14 protein-coding genes and 1 tRNA gene are annotated in these 16,299 nt (G+C 69.6%); 9 read left to right on the plus strand and 6 right to left on the minus strand.

Going from position 1 to position 16,299, the window contains the following annotated elements; translation table 11 throughout:
* Positions 1-17: 17 nt before the first annotated feature.
* The 3 genes from QZ814_RS16710 to QZ814_RS16720 all read left to right on the plus strand — a co-directional run bounded on the left by QZ814_RS16710 (position 18) and on the right by QZ814_RS16720 (position 3,776).
* Positions 18-1,799, plus strand: coding sequence for an ABC transporter ATP-binding protein/permease (locus QZ814_RS16710; RefSeq protein WP_294334478.1), 1,782 nt, complete (start codon positions 18-20; stop codon positions 1,797-1,799).
* Positions 1,800-1,895: 96 nt separating this feature from the next.
* Positions 1,896-2,822 carry a hypothetical protein gene (locus QZ814_RS16715; RefSeq protein WP_294334401.1) on the plus strand — a complete coding sequence of 309 codons (927 nt, stop codon included), beginning with the start codon at positions 1,896-1,898 and terminating at the stop codon, positions 2,820-2,822.
* An 18-nt stretch (positions 2,823-2,840) separates the two neighbouring features.
* Positions 2,841-3,776, plus strand: a complete 936-nt coding sequence (locus tag QZ814_RS16720; RefSeq protein WP_294334403.1) for an alpha/beta hydrolase — start codon at positions 2,841-2,843, stop codon at positions 3,774-3,776.
* Positions 3,777-3,807: 31 nt separating this feature from the next.
* On the opposite strand, the gene QZ814_RS16725 is transcribed toward QZ814_RS16720, so the two are convergent.
* Positions 3,808-4,392, minus strand: coding sequence for a TlpA disulfide reductase family protein (locus QZ814_RS16725; protein WP_294334405.1), 585 nt, complete (start codon positions 4,390-4,392; stop codon positions 3,808-3,810).
* Here QZ814_RS16725 and argH point away from each other — a divergent pair.
* The 5 genes from argH to QZ814_RS16750 are packed head-to-tail and all read left to right on the plus strand — an operon-like array spanning position 4,391 to position 9,002.
* Complete coding sequence (gene argH / locus QZ814_RS16730; RefSeq protein WP_294334407.1) at positions 4,391-5,767, plus strand: argininosuccinate lyase; 1,377 nt, start codon at positions 4,391-4,393, stop codon at positions 5,765-5,767. The genes QZ814_RS16725 and argH overlap by 2 nt on opposite strands.
* Entirely contained in the window at positions 5,764-6,009 is a 246-nt protein-coding gene (locus tag QZ814_RS16735) for a hypothetical protein (RefSeq protein WP_294334409.1), read from the plus strand. The genes argH and QZ814_RS16735 overlap by 4 nt, the downstream gene beginning before the upstream one ends.
* Positions 6,010-6,043: 34 nt before the next feature.
* Positions 6,044-7,303: a diaminopimelate decarboxylase gene (gene lysA / locus QZ814_RS16740; RefSeq protein WP_294334411.1), complete on the plus strand. Its 1,260-nt coding sequence runs from the start codon at positions 6,044-6,046 to the stop codon at positions 7,301-7,303.
* Complete coding sequence (locus tag QZ814_RS16745; RefSeq protein WP_294334413.1) at positions 7,300-8,055, plus strand: NAD(P)-dependent oxidoreductase; 756 nt, start codon at positions 7,300-7,302, stop codon at positions 8,053-8,055. The genes lysA and QZ814_RS16745 overlap by 4 nt, the downstream gene beginning before the upstream one ends.
* Positions 8,052-9,002 (plus strand): zinc transporter ZntB, encoded by a 951-nt coding sequence (locus QZ814_RS16750; protein ID WP_294334414.1) that lies wholly within the window; start codon positions 8,052-8,054, stop codon positions 9,000-9,002. Before QZ814_RS16745 ends, QZ814_RS16750 begins: the two co-directional genes overlap by 4 nt.
* A 129-nt stretch (positions 9,003-9,131) precedes the next feature.
* Here QZ814_RS16750 and QZ814_RS16755 read toward each other — a convergent pair whose 3' ends face one another.
* The 4 genes from QZ814_RS16755 to QZ814_RS16770 form a co-directional block, all read right to left on the minus strand.
* Positions 9,132-9,668 carry an NAD(P)H-dependent oxidoreductase gene (locus QZ814_RS16755; protein WP_294334415.1) on the minus strand — a complete coding sequence of 179 codons (537 nt, stop codon included), beginning with the start codon at positions 9,666-9,668 and terminating at the stop codon, positions 9,132-9,134.
* Positions 9,669-9,682: 14 nt separating this feature from the next.
* On the minus strand, positions 9,683-11,026 hold the full coding sequence (locus QZ814_RS16760; protein ID WP_294334416.1) for a M20/M25/M40 family metallo-hydrolase: 1,344 nt from the start codon (positions 11,024-11,026) through the stop codon (positions 9,683-9,685).
* An 80-nt stretch (positions 11,027-11,106) separates the two neighbouring features.
* A complete protein-coding gene (locus tag QZ814_RS16765) occupies positions 11,107-13,791 on the minus strand; it encodes a TonB-dependent receptor (protein ID WP_294334419.1) in 2,685 nt (894 codons plus the stop codon).
* Positions 13,792-13,958: 167 nt separating this feature from the next.
* Positions 13,959-14,045 (minus strand) — tRNA-Leu (locus tag QZ814_RS16770).
* Positions 14,046-14,174: 129 nt separating this feature from the next.
* On the opposite strand from QZ814_RS16770, the gene QZ814_RS16775 reads away from it, so the two are divergent.
* Positions 14,175-15,533: an MATE family efflux transporter gene (locus tag QZ814_RS16775; RefSeq protein ID WP_294334421.1), complete on the plus strand. Its 1,359-nt coding sequence runs from the start codon at positions 14,175-14,177 to the stop codon at positions 15,531-15,533.
* Here QZ814_RS16775 and QZ814_RS16780 read toward each other — a convergent pair.
* Entirely contained in the window at positions 15,505-16,203 is a 699-nt protein-coding gene (locus tag QZ814_RS16780; protein WP_294334423.1) for a zinc-ribbon domain-containing protein, read from the minus strand. The genes QZ814_RS16775 and QZ814_RS16780 overlap by 29 nt on opposite strands.
* Positions 16,204-16,299: the final 96 nt, after the last annotated feature.

Consider the following 16,299-nt stretch of genomic DNA (forward strand, 5'->3'; position numbering starts at 1 on the left):
GTACGTCCGACCGGCCGCTGCTGCCGACGCTCCGGCGTTTCCTGCCCTATCTCTGGCCCGCCGGGGAGCCGATGCTGCGCGTGCGGATCGTCGGGGCGATGGCGCTGGTCATCCTGTCCAAGCTCGTTCAGGTGCTCGGCGCGGCCTATACGTTCAAATATGCCGTCGACCGGATGGCGGGGGGCGACCGGAGCGCGGTGACGCTCGTCATCCTGCTGGTCGTCGGCTATGCGGGCGCGCGGTTTGCGACCACCCTGTTCGACAATCTGCGTAATGCGGTCTTCGAGATGGTCGGGCAGGATGCGACCCGGCGGCTGTCGGCCGATGTGTTCCGCCATCTCCACCGCCTGTCGCTGCGCTTCCATCTGGAGCGGCGGACTGGCGCGGTCACCAAGGTGGTCGAGCGGGGGACCAAGAGCATCGACACGATGCTCTATTTCCTGCTCTTCAACATCGCGCCGACGGTGCTGGAGTTGGGCCTGGTGCTCGCCATTTTCGGGCGAAGTTTCGGACCCGTCTTGGTCGTTACGACGATGGCGATGGTGGTCCTCTACATCTGGTTCACGCGCAAGGTGACCGACTGGCGCAACGCCCTACGCAACCAGATGAACGATCTCGACACCGGCGCGGTGGCGCATGCGGTCGACTCGCTGCTGAATTTCGAGACGGTCAAATATTTCAACGCCGAGGAGCGCGAGGCACGGCGGTATGAAAATGGCGTCGCGGCCTATGCGCGCGCCGCCACCCGGTCGGAGAACTCGCTGGCGTGGCTGAACGTCGGGCAGGCGGCGATCACCAGCCTGATGCTGGGCTTCGCCATGGCCTGGGTCGTGCGCGAATGGAGCCGGGGGACGGCGTCGGCGGGTGACGTGGTGCTGGTGTCGACCCTGTTGTCGCAGCTGTTCCGGCCGCTCGACCTGCTCGGCATGGTCTATCGCACCATCCGTCAGGGGGTGATCGACATGGGGGCGATGTTCGACCTGATCGACACCCCCGCCGAGGTGGTCGATGCGCCGGGCGCCCCGCCGCTGAAGGTGACGGGCGGACACGTCCGGTTCGACGATGTCGTTTTCGGCTATGACCCGGAGCGGACGATCCTGAAGGGGCTGAGCCTCGACATTCCGGCGGGCACGACCTGCGCGGTGGTGGGCCCGTCGGGGGCGGGCAAGTCGACGCTCGCGCGGCTGCTCTACCGCTTCTATGAGGCGAAGGATGGCGCGATCACCATCGATGGCCAGGCGATCGAGTCGGTGACGCAGGATAGCCTGCGCGCCGCGATCGGCATCGTGCCGCAGGACACGGTGCTGTTCAACGAGACGATCGGCTACAACATCGCCTATGGCCGCGAGGGCGCCACGCCCGAGGAGATCGCCGAGGCGGTGCGCGGCGCGTCGATCGCGAACTTCATCCAGGCACTGCCCGACGGGCTCGACACCCGGGTGGGCGAGCGCGGGCTCAAGCTCTCCGGCGGCGAGAAGCAGCGCGTCGCGATCGCCCGCACGCTGGTGAAGAACCCGCCGATCCTGATCCTCGACGAGGCGACCAGCGCGCTCGACAGCCGCACCGAGGCGGACATCCAGGCAACACTCGAATCGATCGAGCAGGGCCGCACCACGATCGTCATCGCGCACCGGCTGTCGACGGTGGTCCATGCCGACCGGATCGTCGTGCTGGAGGCCGGCCGGGTGGTCGAGCAGGGCACCCATGCCGAGCTGCTGCGCGAAGGCGGGATCTACGCTGAAATGTGGGCGCGGCAGGCGCAGGAGCGCGAGGAAGGCGAAGCACCGGTCGCGGAGTGAAGTGCGACGAAGCGTTCTGCTCCATCGATGGACGGAGGCGTGCGCGCCCGATAGAGTTGCGGCGTTCCTCGACTCGGAGCCGCTGGATCCATGCGTGTGTCGTTGCTCGTGTCGGCACTCGTTGCCGCCTTGGCGTTTGCCGTGCCGGCTGTCGCCCGCTCGGGGCAGGCCGCGGTTCCGCCCGGGACCTTTCGGTCCTGGAAGCCCGGGGACGGGCGGGTCGCGTGGATCTCGGGCGGTGTTCGCATCGCGATCGAGCCCGCGCCCTGCGCCAAGCCGCCGCAGACCGAGGGCTGTCGTTACGATCCGGAAAACAACCAGCCGCTGGTGACGGTGCGGGCGCCCGGCCTGCCGGTGTATCGCGCGCTTGGCGATGACCAGTCTTCCTTCTACCGCGTAGCCGTCGTGCGGTTCGAGCGGGGCGACGCGCGGCCGGGCGTGGTGATCGAAAACCAGTCGGGCGGATCGGCGGGGAATGTGCGCGAGCAGCTGCTGATCCCGCGCGGCCGCGCTTTCCGGCAGGTGTGGCTGCCGGGGGAACTTCAGGGCGAGCTGCCGCGCCGGTTGCGCGATCTTTCGGGCGACGGTCGCATCGATTTCGTGCTGGGAGACGGCAGGTTCGCCTTCGCATTCGGCTGCAACGCCTGCACGCCGCGCCCTGCCGTCGTCCTTACCGTCCGCCATGGACGGGCAATCGATGTCTCGCGTGCGCCCGCCTATGCTGCCGTCTTCCGCAGGGACCTGCCCCTGTTCCGCAGGCGCTGCTTCGATCGACAGGAAGGCTATCGCAACGGCAGCTGTGCTGCCTATGTCGCGACGGCGGCGCGGCTGGGGCGCTATGCGGCGGCATGGCGGCAGATGCTCCGCCACTACAACCGGAAGGGCATCGATCTCTGGCAGGACTGCACCGTGCCTCCCGCACAGTGGGGCCGCGACGGTTGCCCGGCGGGCAAGCACACCCACTATGCGACCTTCCCGCAGTCGCTGGCAGCCTTTCTCCGCAAGACCGGTTATATCCGCTGATCAACAGGGGAGGGGCAGATGCTGATACCGTTCGGGCTGGCAGGCATCGGCATTCTCGGGCTGGCTGGATGGTCGGCCTGGGTGGGCCGCAAGGCCGAGGAGATGGTGCCGGCCGACGGCCGCTTCGTCGATGTCGATGGCGCGCGGCTGCACATCGTCGAGCTGGGGCCGAAGGATGCGGCGGGGCCGGCGATCGTGATGATCCACGGGCTGATGGCGCAGCTGCGCAACTTCAGCCATTCGCTCGCCGGCCGGATGGCGAAGGACCATCGGGTGATTCTGGTCGACCGTCCGGGCTGGGGGCATTCGCGGCTCACCGGGCCGCGCCCCGATCTTGCCGGCCAGGGCAGGATGATCGCGCAGTTGATCGAGGCATTGGGACTGGAGAAGCCGCTGGTCGTCGGCCATTCGATGGGCGGCGCGGTGTCGCTCGCGCTCGCCACCGAGCGACCTGAGGTGCCCGGCGCGCTGGCGCTGATCGCGCCGCTCACCCAGGTCGTCCACGCGCCGCCGGCGGTGTTTCGCGGGCTGATGGCGCCCGCCCTGCTGCGCGCGCCGATCGCCTGGACGATCGCGGTGCCGATGGCGGTGGCGATGGGCAAGCGCGGTGCCGAGGCGGTGTTCGCGCCCGATCCGGTGCCGGCCGATTTCGCCACGGCAGGCGGCGGGGTGCTGTCGGCGCGGTCGTCCGCCTATCAGATGGGCAGCTTCGAAATCCGCATGGCGGAACGGGCGATGCCGCCGCTGGTCGCGCGCTACGGCGCGATCCGGGTGCCGGTGTCGATCCTCTACGGCCGGGAGGACGCACTGCTCGATCCGGCGCTGCACGGCGAGCGGACCGCGGCGGAAATCGTCGGCGGCAGCATCACGCTGATCGATGGCGGGCACATGCTGCCGCTGACCCATGCGGACGAGACGGAAGCCTGGCTGCGCGGGGTGCTGGCGGCCCTTTGAATCCTCCCCCGGCGAGTTGGGGGAGGATTGGTTACTTCGCCTCGGCGATAAGCTTGGCGGCTTCGGCGCCGGCCCAGTCGAAATCGCCGGAGACGCGCCACACTTCCTTGCCGGCCGAATCGTAGAGGATCGTGGTCGGCAGGTTGGTGCCCATCTGCACGCTGAACGCGGTGTCGGTATCGAGATACGGCTTGAGGTGCTTGTAGCCGTTCTTCTGGAAGAACGGGCCGACGACCTCCATGCCCTTCAGGTCCTGGCTGAGCGGCAGCACGACGAGCTTCTCGCCGACGCGGCCCGCCAGCGTGTCCAGCGTCGGCATTTCCTTGATGCACGGCACGCACCAGGTCGCCCAAAGGTTGAGCAGCACCGGCTTGCCCTTGAAGGCGGCCAGCGTCGTCTTCTTGCCGGCGGTGTCGGTGAAGGCGATCGTCGGTGCCGCCTCGCCCTTGTGACTGCGGTCGACGGTACCGCCGCGCGCGGGCGCAGCGGCGTTTGACGCCGGGCTTGTTTCGTTCGCTTGCTGAGACGGCTGTGATTGCTTATCGCACCCCGCGACTGCGAGGGCGCCCAGAAGGAGAAGACCGATCACCGAGCGCAAGGACAGCTCCAATTCCATGTGGGGAGGGCGCTTCGCCGAAGGCCCGTCCGCGGTGATGCGCGAGATAAACGCCTCCATCCCCTTCGACAAGCGAATGTGGCAACAGGATCTGCGCGGCTCCAAGGCGCATGTCGCGATGCTGGGCCAGCAGGGGATTGTAGGCGCGGAGGATGCCGCGACGATCGGCGCGGGCCTGGACCAGGTCGCCGAGGATTTCGCCGCGAACGGCGTGCCCGAGGATCTGGCGCTCGAAGACATCCACATGCTGTCCGAAAGCCGGCTGGCGGAGAAGATCGGCCCGGTCGCGGGTCGCCTCCACACCGCGCGCTCGCGCAACGATCAGGTCGCGACCGACTTCCGCCTCTGGGTGCGCGACGCGATCGATCAGGCCGATGCGGCGCTCGGCGCGCTGCAGGACGCGCTGCTGGCCCGCGCCGAGCAGCATGCCGACAGCGTGATGCCGGGCTTCACCCATCTCCAGGTCGCGCAGCCGGTGACGCTCGGCCACCATCTGATGGCCTATTTCGAGATGTTCGCGCGCGATCGCTCGCGGCTCAAGGATGCGCGCGCCCGCATGAACCTGTGCCCGCTGGGCTCGGCGGCGCTGGCCGGCACCGGCTTCAACCTCGATCGCGAGGCGACGGCCAAGGCGCTGGGCTTCGACGGCCCGACGCGCAACTCGCTCGATTCGGTATCGGACCGCGACTTCGCGCTCGACTATCTCACGGCGGCGTCGCAGTGCAGCCTGCACCTCAGCCGGCTGGCCGAGGAATTCGTGATCTGGGCGAGCCAGCCCTTCGGCTTCGTGGCGCTCTCCGACCAATGGTCGACCGGCAGCTCGATCATGCCGCAGAAGCGCAACCCCGACGCGGCCGAGCTGGTCCGCGGCCATTCGGGGCGGATCAGCGGCGCGTTGTTCAGCCTGATGATGACGATGAAGGGCCTGCCGCTCGCCTATTCGAAGGACATGCAGGACGACAAGCCGCCGGTGTTCGAGGCGCACGACCTGCTCGGCCTCAGCATCGCGGCGATGACCGGCATGGTCGAGAGCGCGACCTTCCGGCTGGAGCGGATGCGCGCGGCGGCCGAGGCGGGCTTCTCGACCGCGACCGACCTGGCCGACTGGCTGGTGCGTGAAGGCGGCATCCCGTTCCGCGAGGCGCACCACATCACCGGCCGCGCGGTCGCCAAGGCCGAAGCGGCTGGCATCCGCCTCGATCAGCTTTCGATCGAAGCGCTCAAGGAAATCGATGCGCGGATCGACAGCCGCGTGTACGACGTTCTCAGCGTCGACGCATCGGTGAACAGCCGGGTGAGCTTCGGCGGCACGGCACCGTCGCGCGTTCGTGCGGCGATAGCGGCGGCCCGCAAGGGTCGCGAGGAGGAATCATGAGGAAGCGACTGCTGCTCGCCATTCCGGCCCTGGGGCTGGCGCTGGGCGGCTGCGGCGTGCGCGAGGCGCTGGCGCCCGCGCCGGGGGTCTCGCTGCCGGTGGCGCCGTACGGCGCCGCGGCGACGCCCACGCCTCCCGACCTTCTCAAAGCACGCGCCCAGACGCGCCCCTCGCGCAGCGACGACCTGATCCAGGCGTCCGAAGCGCGGCGGAGCGACGAGTTCGACCTGCCACCCAACTGATTTTGGCGGCCATTCGCGCCGCACCCAGAGGCTCATGACCGATTTCTCGATGATCGACGGCGAACTGCACGTCGAATCGCTGCCCCTCGCGCGCATCGCCGCCGAGGTAGGTACGCCCGTCTACGTCTATTCCACCGAACGCTTCCAGGCCAATGCCCGCGCCTTTCGCGACGCGCTGAAGCCGCTGGGGCGCATCCACCTCGCCTTCGCAATCAAGGCCAACCCCAACCTCGCGGTGCTCAAGCTGCTGGCGAACGAGGGCTTCGGTGCGGACGTCGTCTCGGGCGGCGAGATGGCGCGCGCGCTGGCGGCGGGCGTCGCGGCCAAGGACATCGTCTTCTCCGGCGTCGGCAAGACCCGCCGCGAGCTGGTCAAGGGACTGGAGGCCGGGATCGGCCAGTTCAACCTCGAGCTGGTCGAGGAAGGCGAAGTGCTGGCGGCGCTGGCGGCCGAGCGCGGCCTCACCGCGCGCGCGGCGTTGCGGGTGAACCCCGATGTCGATGCCGGCACGCACGAGAAGATCTCCACCGGCAAGGCGGAGAACAAGTTCGGCCTGCCAATCGGCGAGGCGCCCGAGATCTTCGATCGGCTCGGCAAGCTGCCCGGCCTCGATCTGCACGGCATCGCGGTGCATATCGGCAGCCAGCTGCTCGGCCTCGCGCCGCTGGAAGCCGCGTTCGAGCGGGTCGGCCGGCTGCTCGCCGAGCTGCGCGCCAATGGCCATACCATCACCCATGTCGATCTTGGCGGCGGGCTGGGTGTCGCCTATCGCCCGGGCGAGGTGCCGCCGACGCCGGAAGCCTATGCCGAGATGGTCGCGCGGGTGACCAGCGACTGGGATGTCGAACTGATGTTCGAGCCCGGCCGCACCATCGCCGGCAGTGCAGGCGTGCTCGTCACCGAAGTGCTCTGGGTCAAGCCGGGGCAGGTCCACCCGTGGGTGGTGGTCGACGCCGCGATGAACGACCTCGCCCGCGTGGCGCTGTACGACGCCTATCACGGCTTCGCGGCGGTGAAGCCCAATGGCGAGCGCTTCGTCGCCAATGTCGCCGGGCCGGTGTGCGAGAGCACCGACGTGTTCGTGAAGGCGCGCGAGATCGACGCGGTGAAGTCCGGCGACCTGGCGGTGCTGGAGACGGCGGGCGCCTACGGCGCGACCATGGCGAGCACCTATAACAGCCGCCCGCTGGTGCCCGAGGTGCTGGTCTCGGGCGACCGCTATGCCATCGTCGCCGGCCGCATCTCCGCCGAGGAGATCATGGCCGCCGAGGACGTGCCGGACTGGCTGAAGTGAGCCTCGCCGCGCTGCCCCTGTTCGTGAAGCTCGCGGGGCGGCCGGTGATCCTGGTCGGCGAGGGCGAGCCGGCGGATGCCAAGCGCCGCCTGCTCGATCGCGCCGGCGCGCTGGTGGTGGGCGAGGGCGACACCGCCGCGCTCGCCATCGTCGCGCTCGACGAACCCGAGGACGTGGTCGCGCGGCTCCAGGCGCGGGGCGTGCTGGTCAATTGCGTCGACCGGCCCGAGCTTTGCGACTTCACGCTGCCGGCGATCGTCGACCGCGATCCGGTGCTGATCGCCATCGGCACCGGCGGGGTCTCGGCCGGACTCGCGGCGGCGCTGCGCCAGCGGCTCGAGGCCCTGCTGCCCGCGAGCCTCGGCGCGCTGGCCAGGGGGTTGGGTCGCAGCCGGGGCGCGATGAAGGCACGCTGGCCCGATCCCGGTGCCCGGCGCCGCGCGCTGGCCGATGCGCTGGGCGAGGGCGGGATGCTCGACCTGCTGGCGGAGGAGGGCGATGTCGATCGCTGGCTGGCCGAGGGCGCCGCGCCGGAAGCGCAGCTGATCACGCTGCGGCTGACCTCGCCCGATCCCGAGGATCTCACGCTCCGCCACGCCCGGCTGCTTGCGCAGGCCGACCGGCTTTTCCATCTTGGCGACGTGCCCGACGCCATCCTCAACCGCGCGCGTGCCGATGCCGCGCGCATCCTCGCCCGTCCGCCTGCCGATCCCGGCGAAGGCCTGTCGCTCTGGCTGGAGATGGCGGGTTGAGCGGCTTCGCCTATGTCGTGAAGGACGGGAAGGTCGAGCAGCCGACGATGCGCGCGGCGCTCGATGCGCGCGGTGGGCTCACCTGGATCCATCTCACCACCAATGACGAGCGGGCCCAGCTCTGGCTCGGCGGCGAGGCCAAGCTCTCGCCCTATGTCATCGATTCGCTGACCGCGACCGAAACCCGGCCGCGCTGCGATGCGGTGGGCGACGGCGCGGTGATCAACCTGCGCGGGCTCTCCGCCGATGCGACGACGGCGTCCGATCCGCTCGCCTCGATCCGGCTCTACGCGATGGGCGGCTGCGTGTTCTCGGTGACGCGCAAGCATCTCAACGCGCTCCAGCCGGTGCGCGAGGAAGTGGAGAGCGGCAAGATCCTGGATCCCGGCGACCTGATCGCCGCGATCGCGCAGGAGATCACCGAGGAACTCGATCCCGTCGTCGCCGAACTCGGCGATTCGCTCGACGATTGCGAGGAGCAGCTCTCCGCCCACCGCGCCTTCGAGCTGCGCCGGATGGTCAACAAGGTACGGGTGCAGGCGATCGGCTATCGCCGCTTCCTCAACCCCCAGCGCGCTGCGATCGAGAAGCTTGCCGGGCTGCCGGGCGACTGGCTGCGCGAGGACGACCGGCTCCACCTCTCCGCCGCCGCCGACCGCGCCGCGCGCATGGCGGAAGAAGTGGAAAGCATCCGCGAACGCGCCGCGCTGACCCACGAGACGCTCACCGATCTGCGCGGCGAGCTGCTCGACCAGCGCTCGCTGGTAATCGCCATCGTCGCGATGGTGTTCCTGCCGCTGACCTTCCTCACCGGCCTGCTGGGGATGAACGTCGACGGCATTCCCTATGCGCACGAACCCTGGGCGTTCTGGGGCGTGGTGGGGGTTTGCCTGGCGATGGCGCTGGGGATCACCGGCTATTTCCTGCGCCGGCACTGGTTCGAGTAGGGACTTTAGCCCGTCATCCCGGCGGAAGCCGGGATCCATTCGCCACGCCGTTGCAGCAGGAGCCTTATCGGCGACCCCAATGGATTCCGGCTTTCGCCGGAATGACGGCTGGCGGGGTGTTCCCGCGCCTCAGCGCCCCAAAAACTCGAAGATCTGCCCCACCATCACGTCGAGCGATCCCTGGCAGTGCGTCTCGACGTCCGGTGTCTCCACCGTGTTGACCGCGATCCCCATCGGCGTCGGCCAGCCGCGCAGCGCATGGGTGATCGTGCGCAGCGCCTGCAGCGTCGCGACCGAGGCCTGCCACCCCGCCGCCGTTGCGATCAGGCCGACGGGCAGCCCGTCGAAATAGACCCGGTCGTCGCGGCTGAGCAGCTCGACATAGTCGAGCGCCGTCTTCACCAGCCCCGACAGCGTGCCGTGATAGCCGGGCGAGCCGATGATCACCGCATCGGCCGTGCGCAGCGCCTCGACGAAGCGGATCACCTTCTCGTCGGTATCGCCATGCTCGGGCTCGAAATGCGGGAAGACGATATCCGGGCCGGTGAGCAGCGTGGTGCGTGCACCACGCGCCTCGGCGCGAGCAAGCGCGGCGCTGAGCAGCCGGGCGGTGCTGGACTGCGGGCGGAGCGTGCCGCCGAGCGCGACGATATGGGGGGTGGTCATGCTACCTCGTTCGGTCATTCGGGTTTGCCGCCGGGCTTCCATTCCGGCTTGGCGCCGCTGTCGGCCAGCGCGTGGAGCGGCTCGACCAGCGACTGGATCGCCTTGGTCATGAAGGCAATGTCGATATTGGCGACGGTGTCGTCCTTGCTGTGATAGGTCGGCACCACCGCCCAGCCCGAGATGGTGTGCGCGACGACGCCCTTCCTCGCGAGCGAATAATTGTCCGATCGCTGGAAGAAGTTCTGCTCCGGATACGGATCGGACGTCACCAGCGCGCCATGGGCCTTGAGCGTCTCGCCCAGGGTCGAGCGCTCATAGCCGGTCATCATCATCGTGCCGGCGGGGAGCTTGGGATCCTGCGCGCCGATCATCTCGACTTCGACATTGGCGACGATCTGGTCGAGCGGCACCGGCGGGTGGGCGCCAAAATAGGTCGAGCCATAGCCGCCGATTTCCTCCGCGCCGTACGCGACGAACAGGATGCCGCGCTTGGTCTTGCCCTTGGCGGCAAGGGTGCGGGCGAGTTCGAGCACCGCGGTGGTACCCGAGGCGTCGTCATTGGCGCCGTGCATCACCGTGCCGTCGGGCTGGACGCCGAGATGATCGAGGTGCGCGCTGAGCAGCAGCACCCCGGCCTTGGGGTCGGTGCCCGGCAGGAAGCCGATCGCGTTGGTGGTGGTCGCCACCTTCTCCTCGACCGGCACGGTCAGCGACACCTCGGGGTCTTTCTCCGCCGCCAGCGCATCGAAGGCGGCCGTCGGCAGGACGACGAGGGAGGGGCCCGGCTCGCGCGGTACGCTGCGCAGGCCGCCCGGCAGGCGCGGTTCGCCGTGCAGCGCCTGAACCATCGCCTGGGTGTCTGCGCTCTCGCGGATCAGCAACAGCCTCGGGCTCTTCAGCGCCCGCGCCATGCGATAGAGCTGCATCGCCGGCATGTCGCCCGTCACGAGCAGGATCGGGGCCGGGGCCATCTTCGACATCGCCTTGGCGGGTGTGAGCCGTGCCACGCCTTCGGTGCCCTGGCCGTCGCCGGCCAGCAGAACCGCACCGGGCACCGCCCGCCCGTCGACGGTGAGCGTGATCGGCGCCTTGAGCGTGAGCCGGACGATCTCCGCCTTTTGCAGATAGCCGTCCATGCCGGGCGCCGGCTGCAGGCCGAAACCGCGGAACTGCGCGGCGACATAGGCCGCGGCGATCGCTTCGTCGGGGGTGGCGCTGCCGCGGCCGCGCAGCTCGTCGCCGGCGAGGAAGGTCTCGTGCGCGCGCACCCAGTCGGCACTCACCTGCGCCTGCGCCCGCGCCGGCACTGCCAGCACGCTCGCGGCGGCCCATGCCGCCAGCAGCAATCCACGCTTCATCGATCATCCCCCCGGTTGGTACGGCGGGAGTGATGCGCCAGGCGGGCGCGGCGCGCAACCGGCGCCGTGCCCGCCGGGCGTCAGAAGAACAGCTTGCGGATGCTGAGGCGCACCGCGCGACCGGTGGGATCGAGCAGGTCCGGCTGGTAGTTGATCGGCACCGCGCCGGTCTGGTCGGTCACCCGCTGGCGGGTGTTGAGGAGGTTGGTGACCCCCAGGCTCACCCGCATGCCGCGCAGCCAGTGATGGTCGCGCACCAGCTTGAACTGGCGGCCGAGGTCCGCGAACAGCCGCAGGTTGAACGTGCCGAGGTCGCCGAAGTCGAGCCGGTTGGTGTTGTTCAGCCCGGTATAGACGGTGGTGCTGCTCTGCCACTTGAAGCCCAGCCGCGCGCCGAAGCCGTCCTTGGTGAAGCCCGCCTGCGCATCGATCTGGTGCGCCGGCTGGCCGCCATTGTTGCCGGCGGCATCGCCGTGGAGCAGGTCGAGCACCGGCACGCCGTCGCGGATACGGATCTGATCCTTGAAATACCAGGTGTGGTAGAGGCTGAACTGCAGCCGGCCGGCGAGCGCGCCGTTGGGCCCGCCAAAGCCGCCGCGGCCACCGCCGAAGCCGCCCGGACGGCCGCCGCCGCCAGCGCCCGGACCCGCTGGTGCCCCGCCGGGTGCAGCGCCACCCGGTGCCGCGGCGCCCGGCGGCGGGGACGGCGGACCGAACAGGCTGCCGCCGAACGGCGAACGCGGCGGCTGGCCGTTCTGGCCCTGCTGCTGGCCGAACAGCCGCGCCTGGCCTTCCGGCGGGAGCGGCTTGCCCGAGGCGATGGCGTCGGCGCGTTCCTTCTCGCGCTGGGCGCGCAGCGCGGCGATCTTCTTCTCGAGCGAAGACCGGACCGGCAGCGACAGGTTGAAGCCCCAGCGCAGCTGCTGGGTATCGTTCTCGGCGAAGTTCACCGCGCGATTGTCGATGCTCACCAGATCGCCGTCGGGATCGCGGACGAAGCGGCTGGGGAACGCCGCCTCGATCGCCGCGGTGGCAGCGGGGAAGGTGGCGATGTCGTTGCGGATGCGCGTGTTCACATAATCGGCGCGCAGCGAGAAGTCGGTCTTCTCCCAGGGCCGCAGCTCGACGCCGAGCTTGGTGACGTGCCGCTCCTCGGCGGTGAGCAGCGGGTTGCCGCCGGTGATCGTCGTCACCGTCACCGTCTGGCCGGTGCGATAGTCGAACACGCGGCTGTTGGGACTGGCGATCACCGGATTGCCGAGCTGGGCGGTGGTCGGCGCATCCTCGGCATTGGTCCACGAGGCGATGAACCGCACCGGCTTGAGCGGCGACCAGTTCACGCCGTAGCCGGTGGTGGTCAGCGTGCCGAAGTCGGAGAGCTGCTGCACCGCCACGTTGCCGTTGAGCGTCAGGTCGCCCAGCGGCTGGAGCACGGCGTTGCGGCGGCTGGCGATCGGCAGGTCGATGTTGAGCTGGGTGCTGGCGATGTTGCGCGACAGCGAGGCGCTGCTGGGCGCGCCGTTGCGGAACGCGGTGCTGTCGAAGCCGCTGAGCGAGCCGCCGATCCGCAGCGCGGTATTGACGTCGCCCGCCGGCAGCTTGAACAGCGGCCCGCGCAGCAGCGCATCGACATTGCCGGTGTTCGATGTCGAATTGCCGCGATCGGCCGGGCGCGCCGCACCCAGCACATCGAAGCCGCGATCGGTGATGGTCTTGCTCTCGACGCGATCGTAATTGCCGGTGAGCGACCAGCTCCACTTGCTGCTCCAGGGCAGCCCGTCGCCATTGAACGTGGTGCCGAGATGGCTGGTGATCGTGCGACTGCTGGCGGTGAGCGGGCTCGGATCGGCCGACAGCGTGATCGGCGCGCCGAGCGATGTCGGCAGGCCGCGCAGCGCCTCGCTCTGCTGCACCTCGAGCGTGCCGTTGACCGTCGCGCTCACCTTCTGGCTGAGGTTGCGCGCATAGGAGCCGTTGATGTTCAGGTCCTGGCTGGGCGAGACCAGCGTGCGGTACGGCGCCTGGTTCACCCCGCTGCCGTCGCTGGTGGTCGGCAGGATGTTGCGCTCGCTCTCCAGCAGCCCGGTGGTGCCCTGGTATTTCACGTCGAGATTGACGCGGCGATCGCGGTTGATCTTCAGAATGTCGGCCTGCACCTCCTGGGTGCTGTTGCCGCCCTCGGTCGGAACGCTGCCTTCCAGATCGGTGGTCAGCGCGCGAAAGCGTTCGCGCAGCACGAAGTTCACCACCCGCTGGTCGGCCGAATAGCCGTATTTCAGCGCGACTTCCTCGGGCAGGATGTCGACGCGCTCGATCGCCTCGGTCGGCAGGTCGCGGATTTCGGCAAAGCTCGAGATTCGGCGGCCGTTGAGCAGCACCACCGGCATCCCGCTGCCGCGGCCGCTGCCGGTCTGCGGCGCGAGCTCGGTCAGCAGGTCGGCGACCGAGGAGACCGCATAGGCGCGGATATCGGCCTGGTTGAGCTGGATCTCGGGCGGGATGTCGCCGGGGACGGCGCCGCGCTGCTGGTTGGAAGTGACGACGATCTCGTCGGTATAGGGATCTTCGGCGGCGCTGGTCCGGGCGGCGCGGCGGCTGCCGGCCTGCTGGGGCGCGGCCCCCTGCGGACGCGCCTGGCCCTGAGCCTGCGGCGTCGCCGGTGCGGACGGGGTGCCCGTCTGCGCTTGCGCCGTCGTCTGTGCCTGTGCCGCCAGCGGCGATACGCCCGCCAACAATCCTGCCAGGCTGGCCCCCAGTCGCTTCATCGTTGTTCCGTCCCTTGTTCGAATCGACAAACGGGCGCGCAGGCCCGCCTCATGGTTCGCCGGGTACGACGTACATGTCGCAAAACTGTGCCGAATTGTCGGAGGAATATCGCGTCTTTGTTGCAGATGCGAAAATGGGGGCCGGAGCCCCCATTTGTCTGTATTCATGGTGCGGTCGAGAAGACTCGAACTTCCACGGCCTTTCGGCCACAACGACCTCAACGTTGCGCGTCTACCAGTTCCGCCACGACCGCACGTGAATTTCCGCCGGAATTTTCAAACCAGCGGCTGGTAAGGCGGCGGCCTCTAGCAAAGGCAAATGGGGCTGGCAACCCGCTTTGTGCAGCTTTCTTGCGTGCCGGCTTGCGCCTATGCCCCGGCCCATGGTCCAGGCTTCCCCTCTCGCCGCGGAAACGCGCCGCCTGCTCGCGCTGGCCTGGCCGGTAATGCTCACCAGCCTCAACTGGACGATCCTGCATGTGACCGACGTCGTGGTGGTGGGGCTGGCGGGCAGCCACCAGGTGGCGGCGCTGGGGGCGAGCCGCACGATCACCTTCCCGGGAATCGTGATGGGGCTGGGCGCGCTGACCGGCATCCTCGTCCATGTGTCGCGCGCCGACGGGGCCGGGGACCTGCGCCAGACCGGCCGGGTGCTCCACGAAGGCGTGCTGCTCGGCCTGCTGCTCGGGCTGGCGAGCATGGGCGTGCTGTTCGGATTCGCCGCGCCGCTGCTGGCCGGCGTGGGCGTCGCGCCTGCGCTGGTGGCCGATACCGCGCCGGTGGTGCGAGTGATGGCGCTCGCCTATCCCTTCCAGCTCGTCACGATCGCGACCAGCTTCTTCCTGGAGGGCGTGAGCCGGCCGGCGCGGGTGACGGTGGTCAACCTCGCGGTGCTGCCGATCAACGGCGTGCTGGCATGGGCGCTGGCGACCGGGGCGTTCGGATTGCCGGCGCTCGGCGCGGTGGGCGCGGCTGCGGCGACCGCCATTGCCTCGGCGCTCGGCGCCATCGGGATGCTCGCGGCTGCCTGGACACTGCCCCGCGCCGAGGCGCGCGGGGTGCGCGACCTCACCGACTGGGGGCGGGCGGAGACGTGGCGCGGGGCCTGGGTGCTGGCGCGATTCGGGCTGATCCCGGCGATCGCGTCGGGGCTGGAGCTGGTCGGCTTCTCGATCCTCATCGCCTTGTCCACCCAGCTGGGCGAGGCGACGGCCCATGCCTTCCAGATCGTCTTCTCGATTCACAACGTCACCTTCGCGATCGCGCTGGGGTTGGGATCGGCGGCGGGGGTGCGCGTCGGCAATGCGGTGGGCGAGGGGGTGCCGCAGGCGGCGGGCCGGCGCGCAGGCATCGCCGCCGGGCTCGCCGCGCTGGCGACCGGGCTGCTGGCGCTGTGCCTGGTCTTCGTGCCGCTCGTCGTCGTGACGCCCTTCCCGGCGCCGGCCGGCGTCCATGCGCTGGCCGCGGCGATGTTGCTGCTCTGGGCGCCGTTCATCCTGTTCGACGGGGTGCAGGTGGTGTTCGTCTATGCGCTGCGTTCGCTCGGTGACCAGGTCGCGGCCGGTGTCAACGGCATCCTCGCCTTTTTCCTGGTGACCGGCGGGCTGGGCCTCGCGCTGGTCCAGGCCGGGCTCGGCGCGAAGGCGCTGGTGCTTGCCTCCGGCCTCGGCATGGTGGCGGCGGCGGCGCTGAACGGCGGCCGCCTCCTGCGCGTCACCCGGCGAGTTCGCTCACGAAGCTGAGCTGGACGTTCTTGGCGCCGCTCGGCACGTCGACCTTGGCGCCGTTGAACTCGACGCTCGCCTGCGGATCGAGCGTGCGCACCGATGGGGTGATCCGCCAGCTATAGACCTCGCCGCCCTGCGCATCGACGAGGCGGATGCGGATGTCGGGGACGTGCTGGCTGCTGGCGGTGGGGTTGAGCACCTTGCCCGAGACGATGAACAGCTTGCTGCCATCGGGGCGTGCCTGGAGCGCGACGTTCTTGTCGCTGAACACGAGCGGCGTGCTCGCGCCGCCGATCGGCAGGCCGAGCTGGGTGAGCACCTGCGGCGCCTTCCAGTAGAGCAACGCGGCGGCGCCGAGCAGCACCGATACCAGCGCGACAAGCGCGGCGATCGTCCAGCGCAGGCCGTGGCGCTTGGCCGGTGCGGGCTCGTCGAACGGATCATAGGCGGCTACCGGCTCCGGCGCGCGCGCCAGGCTGCGCGGGAGAGGCGCGGGCTCCGGTGCGGGCTCGGGCGCGACGACCGGCGATGGTGTGACCGGCGCCGGCTCGGTCAGCTCCAGCGGCGGCGGCGACTGGAACCAGCTATGCTTGCAGTTCGCGCAGCGCACCGTGCGCCCGTCCGGCCCGATCGCCGAATCCGGTACTTCGTAGCGCGACCCGCACTGGCTGCACTCCAAGATCATTCCGAAACCCCCTGGTACCCGCCCGAAACATCGGACGACCGAGTCTAGCGGCGCCGATTCGGGCCAGCAAGCGGCTTGCGGGCGGCTTGAGCGGTT

This window comes from uncultured Sphingomonas sp. (genome assembly GCF_913777625.1).
Lineage (GTDB): Bacteria > Pseudomonadota > Alphaproteobacteria > Sphingomonadales > Sphingomonadaceae > Sphingomonas.

What these genes read in the sequence shown, in the direction of transcription:
- QZ814_RS16760 (WP_294334416.1), bottom strand. Translation starts at nt 11,026, where the DNA reads ATGAAGCGTGGATTGCTGCTGGCGGCATGGGCCGCCGCGAGCGTGCTG.
- QZ814_RS16775 (WP_294334421.1), top strand. Translation starts at nt 14,175, where the DNA reads ATGGTCCAGGCTTCCCCTCTCGCCGCGGAAACGCGCCGCCTGCTCGCG.
- QZ814_RS16765 (WP_294334419.1), bottom strand. Translation starts at nt 13,791, where the DNA reads ATGAAGCGACTGGGGGCCAGCCTGGCAGGATTGTTGGCGGGCGTATCG.
- QZ814_RS16725 (WP_294334405.1), bottom strand. Translation starts at nt 4,392, where the DNA reads ATGGAATTGGAGCTGTCCTTGCGCTCGGTGATCGGTCTTCTCCTTCTG.
- argH (WP_294334407.1), top strand. Translation starts at nt 4,391, where the DNA reads ATGTGGGGAGGGCGCTTCGCCGAAGGCCCGTCCGCGGTGATGCGCGAG.
- QZ814_RS16780 (WP_294334423.1), bottom strand. Translation starts at nt 16,203, where the DNA reads ATGATCTTGGAGTGCAGCCAGTGCGGGTCGCGCTACGAAGTACCGGAT.
- QZ814_RS16735 (WP_294334409.1), top strand. Translation starts at nt 5,764, where the DNA reads ATGAGGAAGCGACTGCTGCTCGCCATTCCGGCCCTGGGGCTGGCGCTG.
- QZ814_RS16755 (WP_294334415.1), bottom strand. Translation starts at nt 9,668, where the DNA reads ATGACCACCCCCCATATCGTCGCGCTCGGCGGCACGCTCCGCCCGCAG.
- QZ814_RS16720 (WP_294334403.1), top strand. Translation starts at nt 2,841, where the DNA reads ATGCTGATACCGTTCGGGCTGGCAGGCATCGGCATTCTCGGGCTGGCT.
- lysA (WP_294334411.1), top strand. Translation starts at nt 6,044, where the DNA reads ATGACCGATTTCTCGATGATCGACGGCGAACTGCACGTCGAATCGCTG.